The organism is Celeribacter sp. PS-C1, from assembly GCF_019429625.1.
Taxonomy (GTDB): domain Bacteria; phylum Pseudomonadota; class Alphaproteobacteria; order Rhodobacterales; family Rhodobacteraceae; genus Celeribacter.
The window spans coordinates 165,188-181,393 of sequence record NZ_JAHXRW010000005.1; the positions used below are offsets into that span (position 1 = coordinate 165,188).

19 protein-coding genes are annotated in these 16,206 nt (G+C 59.2%); 11 read left to right on the top strand and 8 right to left on the bottom strand.

Going from position 1 to position 16,206, the window contains the following annotated elements; genetic code table 11:
* Positions 1-10 precede the first annotated feature (10 nt).
* A complete protein-coding gene (dgcA, locus tag J5Y17_RS09470) occupies positions 11-979 on the top strand; it encodes an N-acetyl-D-Glu racemase DgcA (RefSeq protein WP_219785003.1) in 969 nt (322 codons plus the stop codon).
* Positions 980-1,014: 35 nt separating this feature from the next.
* Entirely contained in the window at positions 1,015-1,875 is an 861-nt protein-coding gene (locus tag J5Y17_RS09475; RefSeq protein ID WP_219785004.1) for a D-amino-acid transaminase, read from the top strand.
* A 55-nt stretch (positions 1,876-1,930) separates the two neighbouring features.
* On the opposite strand, the gene J5Y17_RS09480 is transcribed toward J5Y17_RS09475, so the two are convergent.
* Genes J5Y17_RS09480 through J5Y17_RS09500 form a run of 5 tightly spaced genes read right to left on the bottom strand, consistent with a single transcriptional unit; the run spans position 1,931 to position 4,389 of the window.
* Positions 1,931-2,320: a hypothetical protein gene (locus J5Y17_RS09480; protein ID WP_219785005.1), complete on the bottom strand. Its 390-nt coding sequence runs from the start codon at positions 2,318-2,320 to the stop codon at positions 1,931-1,933.
* On the bottom strand, positions 2,310-2,939 hold the full coding sequence (locus J5Y17_RS09485) for a DUF5671 domain-containing protein (RefSeq protein WP_219785006.1): 630 nt from the start codon (positions 2,937-2,939) through the stop codon (positions 2,310-2,312). Before J5Y17_RS09485 ends, J5Y17_RS09480 begins: the two co-directional genes overlap by 11 nt.
* Entirely contained in the window at positions 2,936-3,265 is a 330-nt protein-coding gene (locus J5Y17_RS09490; RefSeq protein ID WP_255572020.1) for a DUF1244 domain-containing protein, read from the bottom strand. The genes J5Y17_RS09485 and J5Y17_RS09490 overlap by 4 nt, the downstream gene beginning before the upstream one ends.
* Positions 3,266-3,268: 3 nt before the next feature.
* The gene (locus J5Y17_RS09495) at positions 3,269-3,613 is read right to left on the bottom strand and encodes a 5-carboxymethyl-2-hydroxymuconate Delta-isomerase (RefSeq protein ID WP_219785007.1); all 345 of its coding nucleotides are present in this window, start codon (positions 3,611-3,613) and stop codon (positions 3,269-3,271) included.
* A gap of 2 nt (positions 3,614-3,615) precedes the next feature.
* Positions 3,616-4,389: an N-formylglutamate amidohydrolase gene (locus J5Y17_RS09500; protein ID WP_219785008.1), complete on the bottom strand. Its 774-nt coding sequence runs from the start codon at positions 4,387-4,389 to the stop codon at positions 3,616-3,618.
* Positions 4,390-4,528: 139 nt separating this feature from the next.
* Between J5Y17_RS09500 and pyk the strand changes: the two genes are divergently transcribed.
* The 7 genes from pyk to pheT all read left to right on the top strand — a co-directional run bounded on the left by pyk (position 4,529) and on the right by pheT (position 11,026).
* Entirely contained in the window at positions 4,529-5,977 is a 1,449-nt protein-coding gene (gene pyk / locus J5Y17_RS09505) for a pyruvate kinase (RefSeq protein WP_219785009.1), read from the top strand.
* Positions 5,978-5,989: 12 nt separating this feature from the next.
* Entirely contained in the window at positions 5,990-6,226 is a 237-nt protein-coding gene (locus J5Y17_RS09510) for a hypothetical protein (protein ID WP_219785010.1), read from the top strand.
* Positions 6,227-6,344: 118 nt separating this feature from the next.
* On the top strand, positions 6,345-6,545 hold the full coding sequence (rpmI, locus tag J5Y17_RS09515; RefSeq protein WP_009572394.1) for a 50S ribosomal protein L35: 201 nt from the start codon (positions 6,345-6,347) through the stop codon (positions 6,543-6,545).
* A gap of 16 nt (positions 6,546-6,561) precedes the next feature.
* On the top strand, positions 6,562-6,924 hold the full coding sequence (gene rplT / locus J5Y17_RS09520; RefSeq protein ID WP_167602670.1) for a 50S ribosomal protein L20: 363 nt from the start codon (positions 6,562-6,564) through the stop codon (positions 6,922-6,924).
* Positions 6,925-7,041: 117 nt separating this feature from the next.
* On the top strand, positions 7,042-8,112 hold the full coding sequence (gene pheS, locus J5Y17_RS09525) for a phenylalanine--tRNA ligase subunit alpha (RefSeq protein WP_219785011.1): 1,071 nt from the start codon (positions 7,042-7,044) through the stop codon (positions 8,110-8,112).
* A complete protein-coding gene (locus J5Y17_RS09530; RefSeq protein ID WP_219785012.1) occupies positions 8,112-8,636 on the top strand; it encodes a hypothetical protein in 525 nt (174 codons plus the stop codon). Before pheS ends, J5Y17_RS09530 begins: the two co-directional genes overlap by 1 nt.
* A complete protein-coding gene (gene pheT, locus J5Y17_RS09535) occupies positions 8,633-11,026 on the top strand; it encodes a phenylalanine--tRNA ligase subunit beta (RefSeq protein WP_219785013.1) in 2,394 nt (797 codons plus the stop codon). The genes J5Y17_RS09530 and pheT overlap by 4 nt, the downstream gene beginning before the upstream one ends.
* 34 nt (positions 11,027-11,060) lie before the next feature.
* Here pheT and J5Y17_RS09540 read toward each other — a convergent pair whose 3' ends face one another.
* The 3 genes from J5Y17_RS09540 to J5Y17_RS09550 form a co-directional block, all read right to left on the bottom strand.
* Complete coding sequence (locus tag J5Y17_RS09540; protein WP_219785014.1) at positions 11,061-12,560, bottom strand: glycosyltransferase family 39 protein; 1,500 nt, start codon at positions 12,558-12,560, stop codon at positions 11,061-11,063.
* Between the two features lie 5 nt (positions 12,561-12,565).
* Positions 12,566-14,047 (bottom strand): glycosyltransferase family 39 protein, encoded by a 1,482-nt coding sequence (locus J5Y17_RS09545; protein ID WP_219785015.1) that lies wholly within the window; start codon positions 14,045-14,047, stop codon positions 12,566-12,568.
* 146 nt (positions 14,048-14,193) lie between these two features.
* Positions 14,194-14,895 (bottom strand): glutathione S-transferase N-terminal domain-containing protein, encoded by a 702-nt coding sequence (locus J5Y17_RS09550; protein WP_219785016.1) that lies wholly within the window; start codon positions 14,893-14,895, stop codon positions 14,194-14,196.
* 160 nt (positions 14,896-15,055) lie between these two features.
* Between J5Y17_RS09550 and mscL the strand changes: the two genes are divergently transcribed.
* Both mscL and J5Y17_RS09560 read left to right on the top strand, forming a co-directional pair.
* The gene (gene mscL / locus J5Y17_RS09555) at positions 15,056-15,484 is read left to right on the top strand and encodes a large conductance mechanosensitive channel protein MscL (RefSeq protein WP_219785017.1); all 429 of its coding nucleotides are present in this window, start codon (positions 15,056-15,058) and stop codon (positions 15,482-15,484) included.
* A 194-nt stretch (positions 15,485-15,678) separates the two neighbouring features.
* On the top strand, positions 15,679-16,137 hold the full coding sequence (locus J5Y17_RS09560; RefSeq protein WP_167602660.1) for an Lrp/AsnC family transcriptional regulator: 459 nt from the start codon (positions 15,679-15,681) through the stop codon (positions 16,135-16,137).
* Positions 16,138-16,206: the final 69 nt, after the last annotated feature.

Genomic DNA, 16,206 nt, shown 5'->3' on the forward strand with positions numbered 1-16,206 from the left:
GGACATTCCCATGCCCAAACTGACCGTCGCCGCCGAGAGCTTTCGTCTGGCCGAAGTGTTCACCATCTCGCGCGGGTCGCGCACCGAGGCCAAAGTGATCACAGTGCGTGCGAGCGAGGGTGATCAGACCGGCTGGGGCGAATGCGTGCCCTATGCGCGCTACGGCGAAAGCCTCGAGAGTGTTGCTGCCGAGATCGAAGCGCTGCCCGAGAACATCACGCGTGCAACCTTGCAAGAGGCGCTCTCCGCGGGCGCCGCACGCAACGCGGTCGATTGTGCGCTTTGGGACCTAGAGGCCTCGATTGCCGGAAAACGCGTTTGGGAGATGCTCGACCTGCCCGCGCCGATCCCGATGATCACGGCCTATACGCTGTCGCTGGCCTCTCCCGAGGAGATGGAGCGTTCGGCGGCGAAGCACGCGCATCGGCCGCTGTTGAAGATCAAACTCGGCACGCCCGACGACATGGCGCGGCTTGAGGCGGTGCGTCGTGGCGCGCCGAAATCGAAGATTATTGTCGATGCGAATGAGGGTTGGACTGCTGAGGTCTATGCAGATCTCGCGCCGCATCTGGTGCGGCTTGGCGTGCAGCTTGTGGAACAACCCTTGCCCGCGGGACAGGACGATATGTTGGCAGAGATTGAGAGACCCCTTCCGGTCTGTGCCGATGAATCCTGTCACGACCGGGCGAGCCTGCCGGATCTCAAGGGCAAATACGATGTGATCAACATCAAGCTCGACAAGACCGGCGGGCTCACCGAGGCGCTGGAACTGCGCAAGGCGGCGCGCGCCGAAGGCTATGGCATCATGGTCGGCTGTATGGTCGGCACCTCTTTGGCGATGGCGCCCGCGATCATCGTCGCACAGGGCGCACGCGTGGTGGACCTTGACGGGCCATTGCTTTTGGCAGAAGACCGACCTGAACCTTTGCACTATGACGCGGAGGGCGTTCACCCGCCTGCGCGCGCGCTTTGGGGCTGATGAGAGGGCGAAGGCCCGTATTTAAGGAGAACACCATGACCCGCACCGTTTACGTGAACGGCGAATACCTGCCGGAAACCGAGGCAAAAATTTCCATTTTCGACCGCGGGTTCCTGATGGCGGACGCGGTCTATGAGGTAACCTCTGTCCTGAATGGAAAACTCATCGATTTTCAGGGCCACGTTGCACGTCTTCAGCGCTCTCTGGCGGAACTCGAAATGGTGTCGCCGGTGACGATGGAGGAGCTGTTGGAGATTCACCACCAGCTGATCGAAAAAAACAACCTCGAAGAGGGCGGAATTTACCTGCAGGTCACCCGTGGCGCTGGCGCCGACCGCGATTTCGTTTGGCCCGACCCTGAAGAGGTGAAAGGCGGCATCGTTCTGTTCACCTTCGCCAAGAAAATCACCTCAAACAAAGCTCTCGATGAGGGCATCAAGGTGATCTCCGTCGAGGATCTGCGCTGGGGTCGTCGCGACATCAAGACCACGCAGCTTCTTTGGCCGTCTTTCGCCAAGATGAAAGCCAAGAAAGCGGGCGCGACCGATGCGTGGTTCGTCGAGGATGGCTATGTGACCGAGGGCTACGCCAACAACGCCTATATCGTTAAAGATGGTGTGATCATCACCCGCGAGCTGTCCAATGACATCCTACACGGCATCACCCGCACCGCGATCCTGAAATTTGCGAAAGAGGCGCAGATGCAGGTCGAGGAACGCCCCTTCACCATCGAAGAAGCACAAAACGCCGACGAAGCCTTTGCAACCTCCGCCACGGGCTTTACCCAGCCGGTGATCGAGATTGACGGCGTGGCAGTTGGCACTGGCAAGCCGGGTCCGGTGTCCACGCGTCTGCGTGAGATTTACATCGACGAGATGCCGAAAACGGCGCTTTGATCCGATCTCACTGTGATCTGATGCAAAAAGGCCCGCAAAGTGCGGGCCTTTTCTTTTAGTCGGTTTTGCCGCTGAGGCATCCGTTCTCTGAGATGTCGCCGCGCCATTGTCGCGTCCGTAGGCCGTCAATGTCTTCGAATTCCGCGCAGACTTTAAAGCTGCCGTCGTCTTGCGGCAGGTAACGGTAGCCTTCTTCTGGCAACAAAGCCTCCTCGGACACATTCAGGGAACAGGACTCTGTGTTGTCTAAAGTGGCAGGCGTTTCACCGGCTTCACGCGCGAGGCATTGGGCTTGGCTTTGCAGAGCGATCAAATCCCAATAGCGTTGATCGTCCCGCTTCTCGATCCGCCCGGCCTCCGGGCCGCCGACCGTAAGCAGTCCCGCGACCAGAACACCCGCGACAAGGGCGGTGAGCGCCAGCTGAGGCCAAAGCTTAGTGTCCATCTTCGGCATCCTTCATGGCGCCTTGGAAATAGCCGAACACAGTGCCCGCGACTGCTGCGACCAACGCAAGCTGCGCGATAAACTCGAGGGTCAACTCGCCATTCAAAAGCGCATAAATGGCCCCCAAAAGATCGCCCAGAAGCGCGATGGAGGAAAAGAACAGGGCGCTGTAGCCAAACCATTTGCGCACGACGGAGCGCTTGTGGCTTGGGTCGCGGGAAAGTTTGCGGGACTCCGAGCGCTGCATCAGCATGAACAGCGGGAAGAACACGATGAGCGCGGCGATGGACCAGCGCATGGAGCGGTTGCTCAAATAAGGCCGCGGGGTCTCCGCCAGCCAGCGTCTGATCAGGTCAAACCCAAGGTCGACGATGTGCCAGGCGGTCATGCTCAGAGCCACGAACATCAAGGCGTAGAAAAATGCCTCCCGTGCCGAGACATAGGGGCGCGGACGCGGCACCGGTGGAATGTGATCCGTTTCGGCCCAGGCGCTCAGGGCCTCGCCCACTTCGCTGTCGGCCCATCCTGCATTGCGCAATGCCGTGGCAATCTCCTCGCGGCTTTGGCCAGAGATCAGGGCCTCGCGGGTAAATTGTGCCAGTTGCTCTGCGGGCTTCATGCTTTCGTCTCTTTCCCGACGTTCTCGGCAAAGGCTTTCTCGAACGCGGCCTGTTTCTCGGGCGAGGCCTCGGTCTGGCTTTGTGCCTTCCAGTCGTCATAGGGCATGCCGTAGTAAAGCTCGCGTGCCTCTTCTTTCGACATATCGATGCCGCGCTCGCCCGCGGCCTCCTGCACCCAGCGCGACAGGCAATTGCGGCAAAAACCCGCGAGGTTCATCATGTCGATGTTCTGCACATCCGGGCGTTTGTTCATCAGGTGGTCGCGCAGCGTGCGAAACGCCGCCGCTTCGATCTCCACCATGGTTTTCTCGTCAATCACGGGCATCATTTATCCTCTCACTCGCTTGGCGTAAGCGGGCGCATTCATGTCGCGCACATCGACGGAAAGGCTGCCGACCGTCGGCAGGATCTCGTCCATCGCCTTGAGCACGATAGCCGACAGACGGGCCTTTGTCTCGTCGTCGCGGCCCTCGAGAAGATAGAGCGTCGCATGGGCGAAGGTCGCGGGTTCCGTGCCGATTTTGAAATAGGGTTGCGGCCGAGCGCGGGTTTTGAGCGCGGGGGCGTTGATTTCCACATCGAGAATGAGCGCGTCGAACACCGCTTCGCAAAGCGCGGTCATATCAAAGCTCTGCTCGAGTCCTTCGGAAAAGTCGATGACAACATGGGGCATGGTTACAATCCTGTCTGTTTCAGGGTGTCTGTGAGGATGGGCGCTAAAAGTGCGGCCCAATGGGCTTGCCCTTCCGGTGTTTCGATCAGATCTGAGCGCAGTTCGATCAACAGGTTCAATCGCCCGTGGTGCAGCGCATGGCGGTCGATGGCATCCCCCGGCAGGTGGCCGTCATAGGGCTCGTTGTCGCCGATGACCAAGCGTTCGCCGATCTTATCGGCCTCTGCCTTTAGTGCCTCGGAGGCTTCGAGCGCTGCGATGAAAGGCGCGGTGAAGCGTTTGTCATAGGCCGACAGTATCCCGATCTGCCAAGGGCGACGCGGGCGGTTTTTGAGTTGCGGCGTGAAACTATGCACCGCGCAGATCACGACATCGTCACGCGCAGCACATAGCGTTTCATAGGCGTCATGATAGGGCCGATGAAATAGCTCCAAACGCCGCTCGACTTCGGACGCATCGGCGTGGCGGTTGGCGGGAATGATCGTCCCGTCATAAAGTTTCATCACCAGAGTCGGGTCATCCTCGCCCCGGTTCGGGTCGATTACGAGGCGGGAGAAATCGGTGTGGATCATCGGGCTGTCCAAAAGGCGGGCCAACTCGCGGCTCACCCCCAGCGCGCCGATGTCATAGGCGATATGTCGGGCCATGTCCTTGGCGCCAAGCCCAAGATCCGGGCCGATCTCCTCTGGCACCCGATTGGTGGCGTGATCGCAGGTGACAAGCCAACGTCCGCTTCGGTTTTCACCAAGAGCATGATAAGGAGGGGATAAGGTCATTTTTGCGTCACCTTTCGCTTTCATATCTCCCTTAAGCGGTTTCTTGGCAGTGTGCCAGTTGTCATACGCTAACATTTACTGCATAGAGAGCGTGGCCCGCGACAATGATGCGATGGAAAGAAAAGGACTATCGGCAGATATGAGACGTCTTCGGAATGTAAAAATCGTGGCCACGCTGGGCCCCGCCTCCAATGATTACGACACGATCCGCGCCCTGTCAGAAGCCGGCGCGGATGTGTTCCGTCTGAACATGAGCCATGGCGATCACGAGGAAATCCGTGCCCGCCATGCCATCATCCGCAAAATTGAAACCGACCTCGGTCGCCCGATCGCCATTCTGGCGGATTTGCAGGGGCCGAAACTGCGGGTCGGCAAGTTCGGCTCTGGCGCGCATGATCTCGAGGAGGGCGACAAGTTCCGCCTTGATCTCGACGATGCGCCGGGCAACGGGGTTCGCGTGCAACTGCCGCATCCGGAAATCTTCGCAGCGTTGAAACCCGGCTCCTCGCTGTTGGTCAACGATGGCAAAATCCGCCTCAAGGTTGAAGACTGCGGCCCGGATTACGCGGATTGCGTGGTCACCGTTGGCGGCACGATTTCTGACCGCAAAGGCGTGAACGTGCCCGACGTGGTGCTGCCGCTGGCCGCCCTGTCGCCGAAAGACCGCAAAGACCTCGAATTCGTCTGCGAGTTGGGCGTGGATTGGGTCGCGCTCTCCTTTGTGCAACGTCCCGAAGATATGCTGGAAGCCAAGGATCTGGTGAAAGGTCGCGCCTCCGTTCTGGCGAAGATCGAAAAACCGGCGGCTGTCGATGCTTTCGAAGACATCCTCGCGGTGTCCGACGGGATCATGGTGGCGCGCGGTGATCTTGGTGTCGAATTGCCGGTGCAGGCCGTGCCGCCGATCCAGAAACGCCTGACGCGCCGCTGCCGCGCAGTGGCCAAACCGGTGATCGTGGCGACCCAGATGCTTGAGAGCATGATCGAAAGCCCGATGCCGACCCGTGCCGAGGTCTCTGACGTGGCAACCGCCATTTACGAGGGCGCAGATGCGATCATGTTGTCGGCGGAATCTGCCGCGGGCAATTACCCTATTGATGCAGTGACTACGATGAACAACGTGGCTGTGTCGGTGGAAAGCGATCCGGTCTACCGCGACGTGCTTGATGCCTCGCGCGCCGGGATCAAGCGCAACACCACCGCCGATGCCATCGTGTCGGCTGCGCGTGAGATCGCGGAAACCACCGATGTCAAAGCCGTGGTTTGCTATTCCGAGAGCGGCACCACCGCGGCGCTGACCGCCCGTGAACGTCCGCATGTGCCGATCATCGCCATGACCTCTCGTCGCAACACCGCGCGCAAGCTCTGCCTCTATTGGGGCATGCATTGCGTGATGACCGGTGAAGTGGAGCGGTTTAAAATGGCCGTGGTCAATGCGGCCCGCGCCGCGCGCACCTCGGGCTTCGCGACCGAAGAGGACAAGATTGTGGTGATTGCGGGCATTCCGTTCAACCATCCGGGGTCGACCAACATTCTGCGTGTCGCGCCTTGCGAAGAGCGCCTGATCTTCAACACCGACCCGGAATAACGGCAGGGTCGCGTGACGACGGATTTTCTTCTTGTGTTGGGCGCGGTGCTTGTCTTGCTCGCCGTGCCCAATGCCATCAAAGCCTTCTCTGAGGCGCGTCCCCCGCGCCTGGCCATCGGTATGCTGTTGATCGGCGGTGCGATGTTTGTCTCTGCGCTGATCCTGCATCCGGAAGGCTATAGCTTCGCAGACATCCCAGATGCTTTGATGCGGGTTTTGATGCGAATTCTGCGGTTTTTCGAAGAGTAACCGCCACAAAGACTTGCCAATAGAGGTTTTCGGCTGTAATGGCAGCCGCTCATGGGGCGCGTCCGGCGATATGGCATGCCGAGTCGCGCTGATAACCATCGAACCAAAGGAGATGGAAATGCCTAAGATGAAGACAAAGTCGAGCGCCAAAAAGCGCTTCAAAATGACCGCCACTGGCAAGGTCAAAGCAGGTCAGGCCGGCAAACGCCACGGCATGATCAAACGCACCACGAAATTTATCCGTGACGCACGTGGCACGACCACGCTCTCCGCACCCGATGCGAAGATCGTGAAGTCCTACATGCCCTACAACCGCTAATTAGGGAGAGAGACACATGTCCCGCACCAAAGGTGGTACCGTTACCCACGCCCGTCACAAAAAAGTTCTGAAGGCCGCTAAAGGTTACTACGGCGCCCGTTCCCGGAACTTCCGCACTGCGACCCAGGCCGTCGACAAGGCGAACCAATACGCGACCCGCGACCGTAAAGCCCGCAAGCGCAACTTCCGCGCTCTGTGGATCCAGCGTATCAACGCCGCTGTGCGTTCGCATGACGAAGCGCTGACCTACTCCAAATTCATCAACGGCCTCGCACTGGCTGGCATCGAAGTGGACCGTAAAGTCCTCGCCGATCTCGCCATCCACGAGCCGGATGCGTTTGGTGCCATCGTCGATAAGGCGAAGGCCGCGCTCGCGTAAGCTCCCCCACAAGGGAACGAACATTTTTGAAGCCGCGGACCTCATGGGGTCTCGCGGCTTCTTGTCTTTTGGGTCTCCCGTGGTATCGAGGCGGTGGACAAAAACAGAGGGTTCGGGATGGACGATCTGAAGAACAAATACCTCACCGCGATCTTGCAGGCGGGGGACGAGGCGACGCTTGAGGACATCCGTCTTCAGGCGGTCGGCAAAAAAGGCGAAGTGGCGCTCAAGATGCGCGAACTGGGCAAGATGAGCCCGGAAGAGCGTCAGGTCATGGGGCCGCAACTCAACGCTTTGAAAGATGAAATCAACTCCGCGCTGGCTGCCAAGAAGGTCGCGCTGGAAGACGCCGCTTTAGATGCGCGTTTGGCGGAGGAATGGCTCGATGTCACGCTTCCGGGGCGTCAGCGTCCGCAGGGGACGATCCACCCGATCTCTCGCGTGTCTGAGGAAATCTACGCGATCTTCGCCGATCTCGGCTTTGCCGTCGCCGAAGGCCCGCAGATCGAAGACGATTTCCACAACTTCGATGCGCTCAACATCGCGCCGAACCACCCGGCGCGCCAAGAGCATGACACCTTCTACATGCACCGCGCCGAAGGCGACGACCGTGCGCCGAACGTGCTGCGCACCCACACCTCGCCGGTGCAAATTCGGACCATGATCGACCAAGGCGCGCCGATCCGCATCATCGCGCCGGGCCGTGTCTATCGCTCCGACTACGACCAAACCCACACGCCGATGTTCCACCAAGTTGAAGGCATGGCCATCGACAAGGACATCTCCATGGCGAACCTGAAATGGGTGCTCGAAGAGTTCTACACCGCGTTTTTCGGCACCAAGGTCAAAACCCGCTTCCGCGCCTCGCACTTCCCCTTCACGGAACCCTCCGCCGAGGTGGATGTGCAGTGCAAATGGGAAAACGGCACCGTGAGCGTGGGCGAGGGCGACGACTGGCTCGAAGTTCTGGGCTCCGGCATGATGCACCCCAAAGTCCTGACCGCTGGCGGCATCGACCCGCAAGAGTGGCAAGGCTTTGCCTTCGGCATGGGGATCGACCGTCTGGCGATGCTGAAATACGGCATCCCGGATTTGCGGGCCTTCTTTGACTCCGACCTGCGCTGGCTGCGGCACTATGGGTTTAGCGCTCTGGGCACGCCGACGCTGGCGGGGGGAATTCACGGCTAATGGTAGATGCTGCACTCGACTGGAATGGAATGCTAATTACATTTCTCGCGCTGTTGGGCGGGGTCATCGTATATCTTTTTCAGAAGCGCGCAGATCGCACCGAGCAAATTCGTTCTCTGAAGAGAGAAATTTACGCGGAGTATTTGTCGTCTGTGCAGAAGTATCGTTTGCGTGTCTACCGAACAGACAAGCCAAGCGCTCGACACGAGGCGGTCGAAGAGTATTTTTCGGCGCAATACAGGGTGATGTGTTTTGCCCCTCGTTCTGTTGCCGAGGACACGCGAAAGTTTTCTTTGGCGTTCCGTGAATACATTGAACTGCTAAGGGCGCGCTATGAAGAAACTTGGAGAAAACGGCTCACAAAAGAACAATCAGCGGAGGGTTATTTTGTGAGGGCTGAAGAGAGATATGCTGAAACTCTAACGTCGTTGGTCAATTCAATGCGCGCAGACGCGTTAGGAGCCGATGAAGCCATTGGAGATCTCGGAGATCTCGTCACGGAACATATTCGAGGACAGAAATGAAATTCACACTCTCCTGGCTCAAAGAGCATCTGGAAACCGAGGCGAGCCTCGATGACATCCTTTACGCGCTGACCGATCTCGGGCTTGAGGTCGAAGGCGTCGAAAACCCGCGCGACAAGCTTAAGGGTTTTAAACTCGTCAAGGTCAAAGAGGCCGTGCAGCACCCCGACGCCGACAAGCTTCGGGTCTGTCAGGTCGAGACGGACGAGGGCATGACCCAGATCGTCTGTGGCGCGCCCAATGCCCGTGCGGGGATCACCGCCGTTTTGGCGAAACCCGGCATGTATATCCCCGGCCTCGACATCACCATTTCCGTCGGCAAAATCCGCGGCGTCGAAAGCCATGGCATGATGGCCTCTGAGCGCGAGCTGGAGCTGTCGGACGAGCACAACGGCATCATCGAGCTGGAAGACGGCGAGATCGGCATGGAGTTCGCCGACTGGCTGGCGAAACATCAGCCGTCGAAGGTCGATCCGGTGATCGAGATCGCCATCACCCCGAACCGCCCCGACGCGTTGGGCGTGCACGGCATCGCACGCGATCTCGCGGCGCGGGGGCTTGGCACGTTGAAACCGCTCAAGGTGGAAACGGTCGAAGGGAAATTCCCGAACCCAATCTCGGTGGAGATCACCGAGGCCGCGAAAGACGGTTGTCATGTTTTTGGCGGTCGTCTGATCAAAGGCGTCAAGAACGGCCCCTCTCCCAAGTGGTTGCAGGATCGGCTCACTGCGATTGGCCTGCGCCCGATCTCCATTCTGGTCGATGTGACCAACTTCTTCACCTACGACCGCAACCGCCCGCTGCACGTCTTTGACGCGGCGACGGTGGAGGGCGGTCTGGTGATCGACCGCGCGAAAGGCGGCGAGGAGTTGCTGGCGCTCGACGAGAAGACCTACAAAATGCCGGAAGGCGCGATGTGCATCTTCTCCGGCGGCAAGGTCGAGAGCATCGGCGGCATCATGGGCGGCGAAGAGACCGGCTGTACGGATGAGACCACCGATGTGTTCGTCGAAGCGGCGTTCTGGAACCATCTCGACATCGCCAAAGGCGGCCGTGCGCTCAAGATCAATTCGGACGCGCGTTACCGCAACGAGCGCGGCATCGACCCGGCCTACAACATGCAGGCGCTGGACGATGCAACCGCGATGATTTTGGAACTTTGCGGGGGAGAGGCCTCTGAGGTTGTCGTCGCGGGCGAAGTGCCGGACGTGTCCCGCGCCTATCACCTCGACACCGACCGGGTGCAATCGCTTGTCGGCATGGACATCCCGGCGGAACGTCAGGTGGCCATTCTGGAGTCCTTGGGCTTCGTGATGGACGGCGATATGGCGCAAGTGCCGAGCTGGCGTCCTGACGTTCTGGGCGAGGCCGATCTGGTCGAAGAGGTCGCCCGTGTCGAAAGCCTGACGCATTTGGAGCCGAAGCCGATGAAACGCCCCTCCGGCGTGGCAAAGCAAATCCTGACGCCGATGCAGGTGCGTGAATCTTCCGCGCGCCATCAGGCGGCGGGTCTCGGGTTCAATGAATGCGTGACCTACAGCTTCATCGACCAGAAATCCGCGGAACTCTTCGGTGGCGGCACCGATGCGGTGCGTTTGGAAAACCCGATTTCCTCCGAGATGAGTCACATGCGCCCGGACCTTTTGCCCGGCCTTCTGGCGGCGGCGACACGCAACCAAGCGCGCGGCTTTGCCGACCTGAACCTGTTCGAATGCGGCCCTGCGTTCTTCGGTGGTGAGCCGGGCGAGCAGCGCGCGCAAATCTCCGGCCTGCGGGTCGGCGCGACGGGGGCAAAAGACGTGCATGGCGAACGCCGGACCTACGATCTTTATGACGCGAAAGCCGATGCGGAGGCCGTTTTGGCCGCCATCGGCGCGCCCGCCAAAGCGCAAATCCTGCGCGACACTTCGCCGTGGTTCCATCCGGGTCGTTCGGGCAAAATCTGCCTCGGTCCGAAAAAGGTTCTGGCTGAGTTCGGCGAGTTGCATCCGAAGGTTCTCAAAGAGATGGGCGTCAAAGGCACCGCCGTGGCCTTTACCGTTTACCTCGAAGAGGCCCCGATGCCGCGCGGCACTAAAATCGCACGATCGGCGTTTTTCACCAACGATCTGCAAGCGGTCGAACGCGACTTTGCCTTTGTCGTCGACAAGGGCGTCAACGCGCTTGATCTGGTGAACGCAGCCGGGGGCGCCGACAAGGCGCTGATCGAAGAGGTGCGCGTCTTTGACGAGTTCATCGGCGGCTCTTTGGGCGAGGACAAGAAATCTCTCGCGATCACCGTGCGCATTCAGCCCACGGGCGGGACGCTCAAGGAGAAAGACCTCGAAGAACTGTCGGCGAAGATCATCGCCAAGGTCGAAAAAGCCACCGGCGGCACGCTGCGCGGCTGAGGCTCAGGCCATTGGACGGAAAAGAAACGGCGCCTCAACGGGCGCCGTTTTTTAATGGGATGATGATATAGGGCACATCGCGGGTCACGTCGGGGTCTTCGAAGCGGTAGGGGAGGGTCGCGACGCTCAAGGGGCCAAGCTCTGCGATCTGCGGAGTCAGACCATGGATCGCGAGTTTGCGCGCGATCTTTTCAGGTTCTTCGATGCCGATCACGACAATGCGCTCCAGATCTTCTGGGATTGAGCCGCCGGGTTGCGCGGGCAAAGCGGTCCACGAGGGGCGCAGATACTTCAAGTTGCCGGGATAGTAGAAATTGAAACTGACCACTGCGGGCGGTGCGGCGCCTTCGGGCAGGTCCTCTTCGATGCGCTGAGCGAGGGTTTCGATGTCGAGAGAGTCGCTTCCGGCGCCGCGCAGCCGTGTGTCGGTGATGGCGACGATGATCAGAACCGCAAGACCGGCGCAAAACCGAAGCGCATTTCGCGTGATACGAGGGCTGAGCGTGGGCGCGACCCAAAGCATGAGACCGAAGGCGAAAGAGATCAGCAAGGGGATGAGCCAGCGCGCTTGAACGTCTGTGACGCCAAAGCCGATCACCGGAATCGCGACGATGGCCAGACCAGCGAGGCCGGACAGCAGCATCCAGCGCGCGAGCAAAGGCGCGGGACCGATCGCAAAGATGCGCCGCCCATAGGGAAGGCGCAGACAGATCAGCGTCAGCAGGAGCAGGATGAGCCCGGCCAAGGTTTCCAGCAGCATGGTTGTCACACCAATGAGCGGGCGCGGCAGGGCAGTCAGGTCGGAGGGTCTGTAAAGCGTTTCACTGGTCGAGGTTGCCATATCCGGATGGGTCAAAATCCAGCCAATGGGCAAGACGAGAATGGCCGCGGCAATGCCAAAGGTCAGAATCAAATCCTTGCGCCAGAACGCCCTGCGCATCTCCGGAAACAGGCCAGCGGTCAGCAACAGAGGCAAGGGGAACAGCCAGAAGTTATATTTCGTAATGCCGCCAAGCCCGAGCGCCAGTCCCAACAAAACCGCGTGCGCCAGATGGTGTTCGCCTTTTTCGGCGGCGGCCAGACGGCGGGCGAAGACGTTAAGAGTGGCACCGATCAGAGCGAGCATGGCAATGCTGTGGGATCCGGCGCGCTGACCCTCCCAAGAGACGTTCGGCAACAACAGCAGTGAGAGCGTGATCAAGATGGCCAGTCGCACAGAAACGAGGCGGCGAAACCCGTCGAAGGTCAGGGCATAGGCTGCGAAAAGCAGGATGTTTTTGGGCAGGGCGATGGCGAATGTGGTTGGGCCGAACAAATCGAAGGCGAGCGCCTGAAACCAGTTGTAAAGCGGCGTCTGCGGACCATAGCCGAGACGATAGTCCTGCGCGAGAACGAACATTTCCGCTTCGTCGTACTCGAAGGTGCCGCCAAGCACGGTGCGCAAGACGGTCTGCAGCGCAAAATACGTGAAAAGCGTGATGAGAAAAAACGTGGCGTGTTGCTGGTCTTTCGAGGCCTGTGTCTGCGCGGTCATCGTGTTTATTCCGTCGAGCCAAAGAGCAGACGCAGAGGTTGGCTGCGGTCGCTATGGTGGAAGGGCAAATCAATTTGCGTACTGCTGTCATAAACTGCCCGTGCCGCATGAGGCCAATCCACCCGGGCGGCCAGTTCTTGCAAGGAGGCGTCCGTCTTTGATGAGCGGCTGATGAGCAGAACATGCTCCGTGGTTTCCGCGCGCGCCGACGCCGGAAGGTCGGAGCGGATGATCCAATTTGGTCTGATCCGGGCAAGATTGCCGCCGACGTAGAAATCCGCGACGATCAGGGTGTCCTGCGGGAGGTTCATCTCTTCGATCTGCGTCGCAAGTGGCGCAAAGTCGAGGTCGCGCCGGGCACCCTCTTTGTAGCGGTCGAGTGTAAGGCCTGCGATCACGAGAACCGCCAGAACGGTGAGTGTGGTACTGTAGCCGATGGCGCTGCGCCGTGACAGGCGTGGCGTGAGCCGGAGGAACACGCCGATCACGAGGGGCAGCACAATCGGCAGGAGCCAACGCGGCGTGATGTGTCCAACATCGGCCAGCCAAACGAGGATGAGCCCCGCGACGCCCAGTATGACAAATGTGCGCAAAAACAGCGTGGTGACGACATGCGATCCCACGACCGTTTCCACGACTGCCTTGGCCCTGCGCGAAAAGGCCCACAACATCCCGGCGACAAGCGCGGGCAGAATGGTGAGGATCAGCAGCCCCTGAATGTAGAGAGAGACCCCTTCCGGGATGATCTGTTTCGCGTCACCTGACATGTTCATTTTGCCGACAGAGGACAGGGAGAGATCGGGGTTGTTGGCCATCCAAAGATAAGGTCCAGCCACAATCACCAGAGCAATAGTGGGGGCAATCAGCGCCCGGCGTGTGAGCATGCGGCGGGTCTCATTAAGGCTCAGCGACGCCAAGAACAATCCGACTGGAATGGCCCAGAAATTATATTTGGCGATCCCGCCCAGCCCAAGCGCCACTCCCAACAGCACCCAATGCCGCCATTGCCCCGTTTTCAGGGCCCAAAGATAGGCGGCGAAACTCGCGGCGATCGTCGCCAGCAACATGTTGGAATGCGTGGTCGCGCGCTGCGCCTCCCAGGCGATATCCGGGATGAGGAACAGCGAGACTGCTGTCAACGCCGCCACGCGCGCCGGAACAAAGGCGCGCAAGCCGAGGAAGAGACAGGCATAGGTGGCCCAAAGCAGAAGGTTCTTGAGCAGGGACAAGGCGAAAAGCGTTTCGCCAAAAAGTGCAAACAAAACGGTTTGCAGCCAGTTATAGAGCGGCAATTGCGGCCCATAGCCCCATTGCAGGCCCGGCGTCATCAACAGCATCTCCGCCTCGTCGGTTTCAAGCGCGCCGCCAAGGATCAGCCGCAAGGCCAATTGCACGATGAAATACGCAGTGATGACCCCGAAAAACAGGCGCGTGACGCGCTGTGTGTCCGCGGGTTGGGAAAGGCGGGCCGAGGATGTCTCTGTCATGGCTACTCTCTGAGGAGATTTTCGCTCACCCTAAAAGACTTTGTAAAAAAGCTGAATCGTAAATTTCCAATGATGGCGGGCTCTCGGGCCAACACCCCGCCGCCCGTGGTAGAGCTGCGCGGCGGGGTGTCAGTCTTGTTTCGTGCTCACGCCGGACGCGGCGGGATGTTGTTCGCTTTTGCGATTGCCGGACGTGCGTAGAAACGCTCGACATAGGCCGGTACGTTTTGCAGGTCGTGATAGCCCACGACGTCTTTCGCGCCATAAAATTCCAGCACATTAATCCAAGGCGCGATGGCCATGTCGGCGATGGAATAGTCGCCCATGATCCAGTCGCGGCCTTCGAGGCGCTGTTCTAGGACGTTCAAAATCCGTTTTGCCTCGTTGATGTAGCGATCACGCGCGGTTGGGTCTTCCATCTCGGCGCCTGCAAATTTGTAGAAAAAGCCAAGCTGACCGAACATCGGTCCAACGCCGCCCATCTGGAACATCAGCCATTGAATGGTCTCGTACCGGGTTTTCGGGTCTTTCGAGAGGAACTTCCCGGTTTTTTCGGCCAGATAGATCAGGATCGCGCCGCTTTCGAAGAGTTCGACCTGTGCGCCATCCGGACCGTTCGGGTCGATGATTGCGGGAATTTTGTTATTCGGATTGAGCGCGAGGAACTCCGGACTTTTGACATCAGAGTCCGAGAGCGTCACCAGATGCGCCTCATAGTCCAGCCCCATTTCCTCAAGGGCTGCGGAGACTTTAACGCCGTTGGGCGTGGGGTATGAATAGAGCTGCAACTTTTCGACGGTATTGGCGGGCCAGCGTGCGGTGATCGGATGGGTGACGGGCTGCGGCATAGAAGTCTCCTGATGGGGGGCGATGTGGCGGTTTCTGGCATAAACTATTGCTTTTGCGTCGTAAAAAAACCGCTGCACATGTGCGCCATTGTGCTATGCAATGTGCATGGCCGTATCTCGCAGGTGCGGCATTTTCGCTAAATAGTGTGGGGCATTCCAAATGTTAAAAGAATTCAAGGCGTTCATCGCCAAGGGCAACGTCATGGATATGGCCGTCGGGATTATCGTTGGCGCGGCGTTCACGGCGATTGTGAAGTCCATGGTCGACGACTTGATCAACCCGATCATCGGCATTTTCACCGGCGGTCTCGATTTCACCAACCGTTACGCCGTGATTTCCGGCGAAGTGGCGCCGGGCACCTCTTTGGAGGCCGCGCGCGAAGCTGGCGCCTCGATTTTCGCTTACGGCTCGTTTTTCATGGCGGTGATCAACTTTTTCATCATCGCTTTCGTGGTGTTCATGCTGGTGCGCTACGTCAACAAGGTGAAATCTCTGGCCGAAAAACCGGAAGAGGTTGTTCCGGAGGTGCCTGCTGGTCCGTCCGAGTTGGATGTTCTGATCGAAATTCGCGACTCTTTGAAAAAGTGAGCCGCATCAGGTTCTGAAACGAAAGGCCCGTTGGAGAGATCCAACGGGCCTTCTTGCTGGCGCCTTGCGGTCACCAACAACGGGGACACATCTTTCATACGCTGGCGCTTTCAGTTTCCGCCGCGCTTGTCGTAAAAAAATAATCGTGAAAGATAAGGGCGGAAATGACCTCTGAGGCGGGAGAAACGCGCAGCATGACGAAACTTGACGACACAGATCGCCGCATTTTGCGCATTTTGCAGCGGCGTGGCCGGATTTCGAACGCCGATCTGGCGCAAGAGGCCAATGTGTCGAGTTCTGCCTGCCATCGTCGGGTGCAACGTCTGGAGGCCGAGGGCATCATCCGCGATTACGTCGCGCTTTTGGACCCGCGCCATCTGGACCGCCGTGCCACGGTCTTTGTCGAGGTGACGCTGACCAGTCAGGCGGATGACATCCTTGCAGCTTTCGAGAAAGCTGTGCGCAACATGCCGGACGTGTTGGAATGTCACCTCATGGCCGGGAAGGCAGATTATATCCTCAAGGTCGTGTCCGCCGACACCGATCATTTTGCCGAGGTTCACCGGCAACTCGTGCGCCTTCCGGGGGTCCAGACGATGCAGTCGTCTTTTGCCATGCGCACGGTGTTCAAAACCACGGCTCTGCCGGTCTGAGTTTACTCTGAACCTGGTATAAACTTGCTCCAAAACGCTCACGCATCCGGGATTTGTCGAAGCGCACAT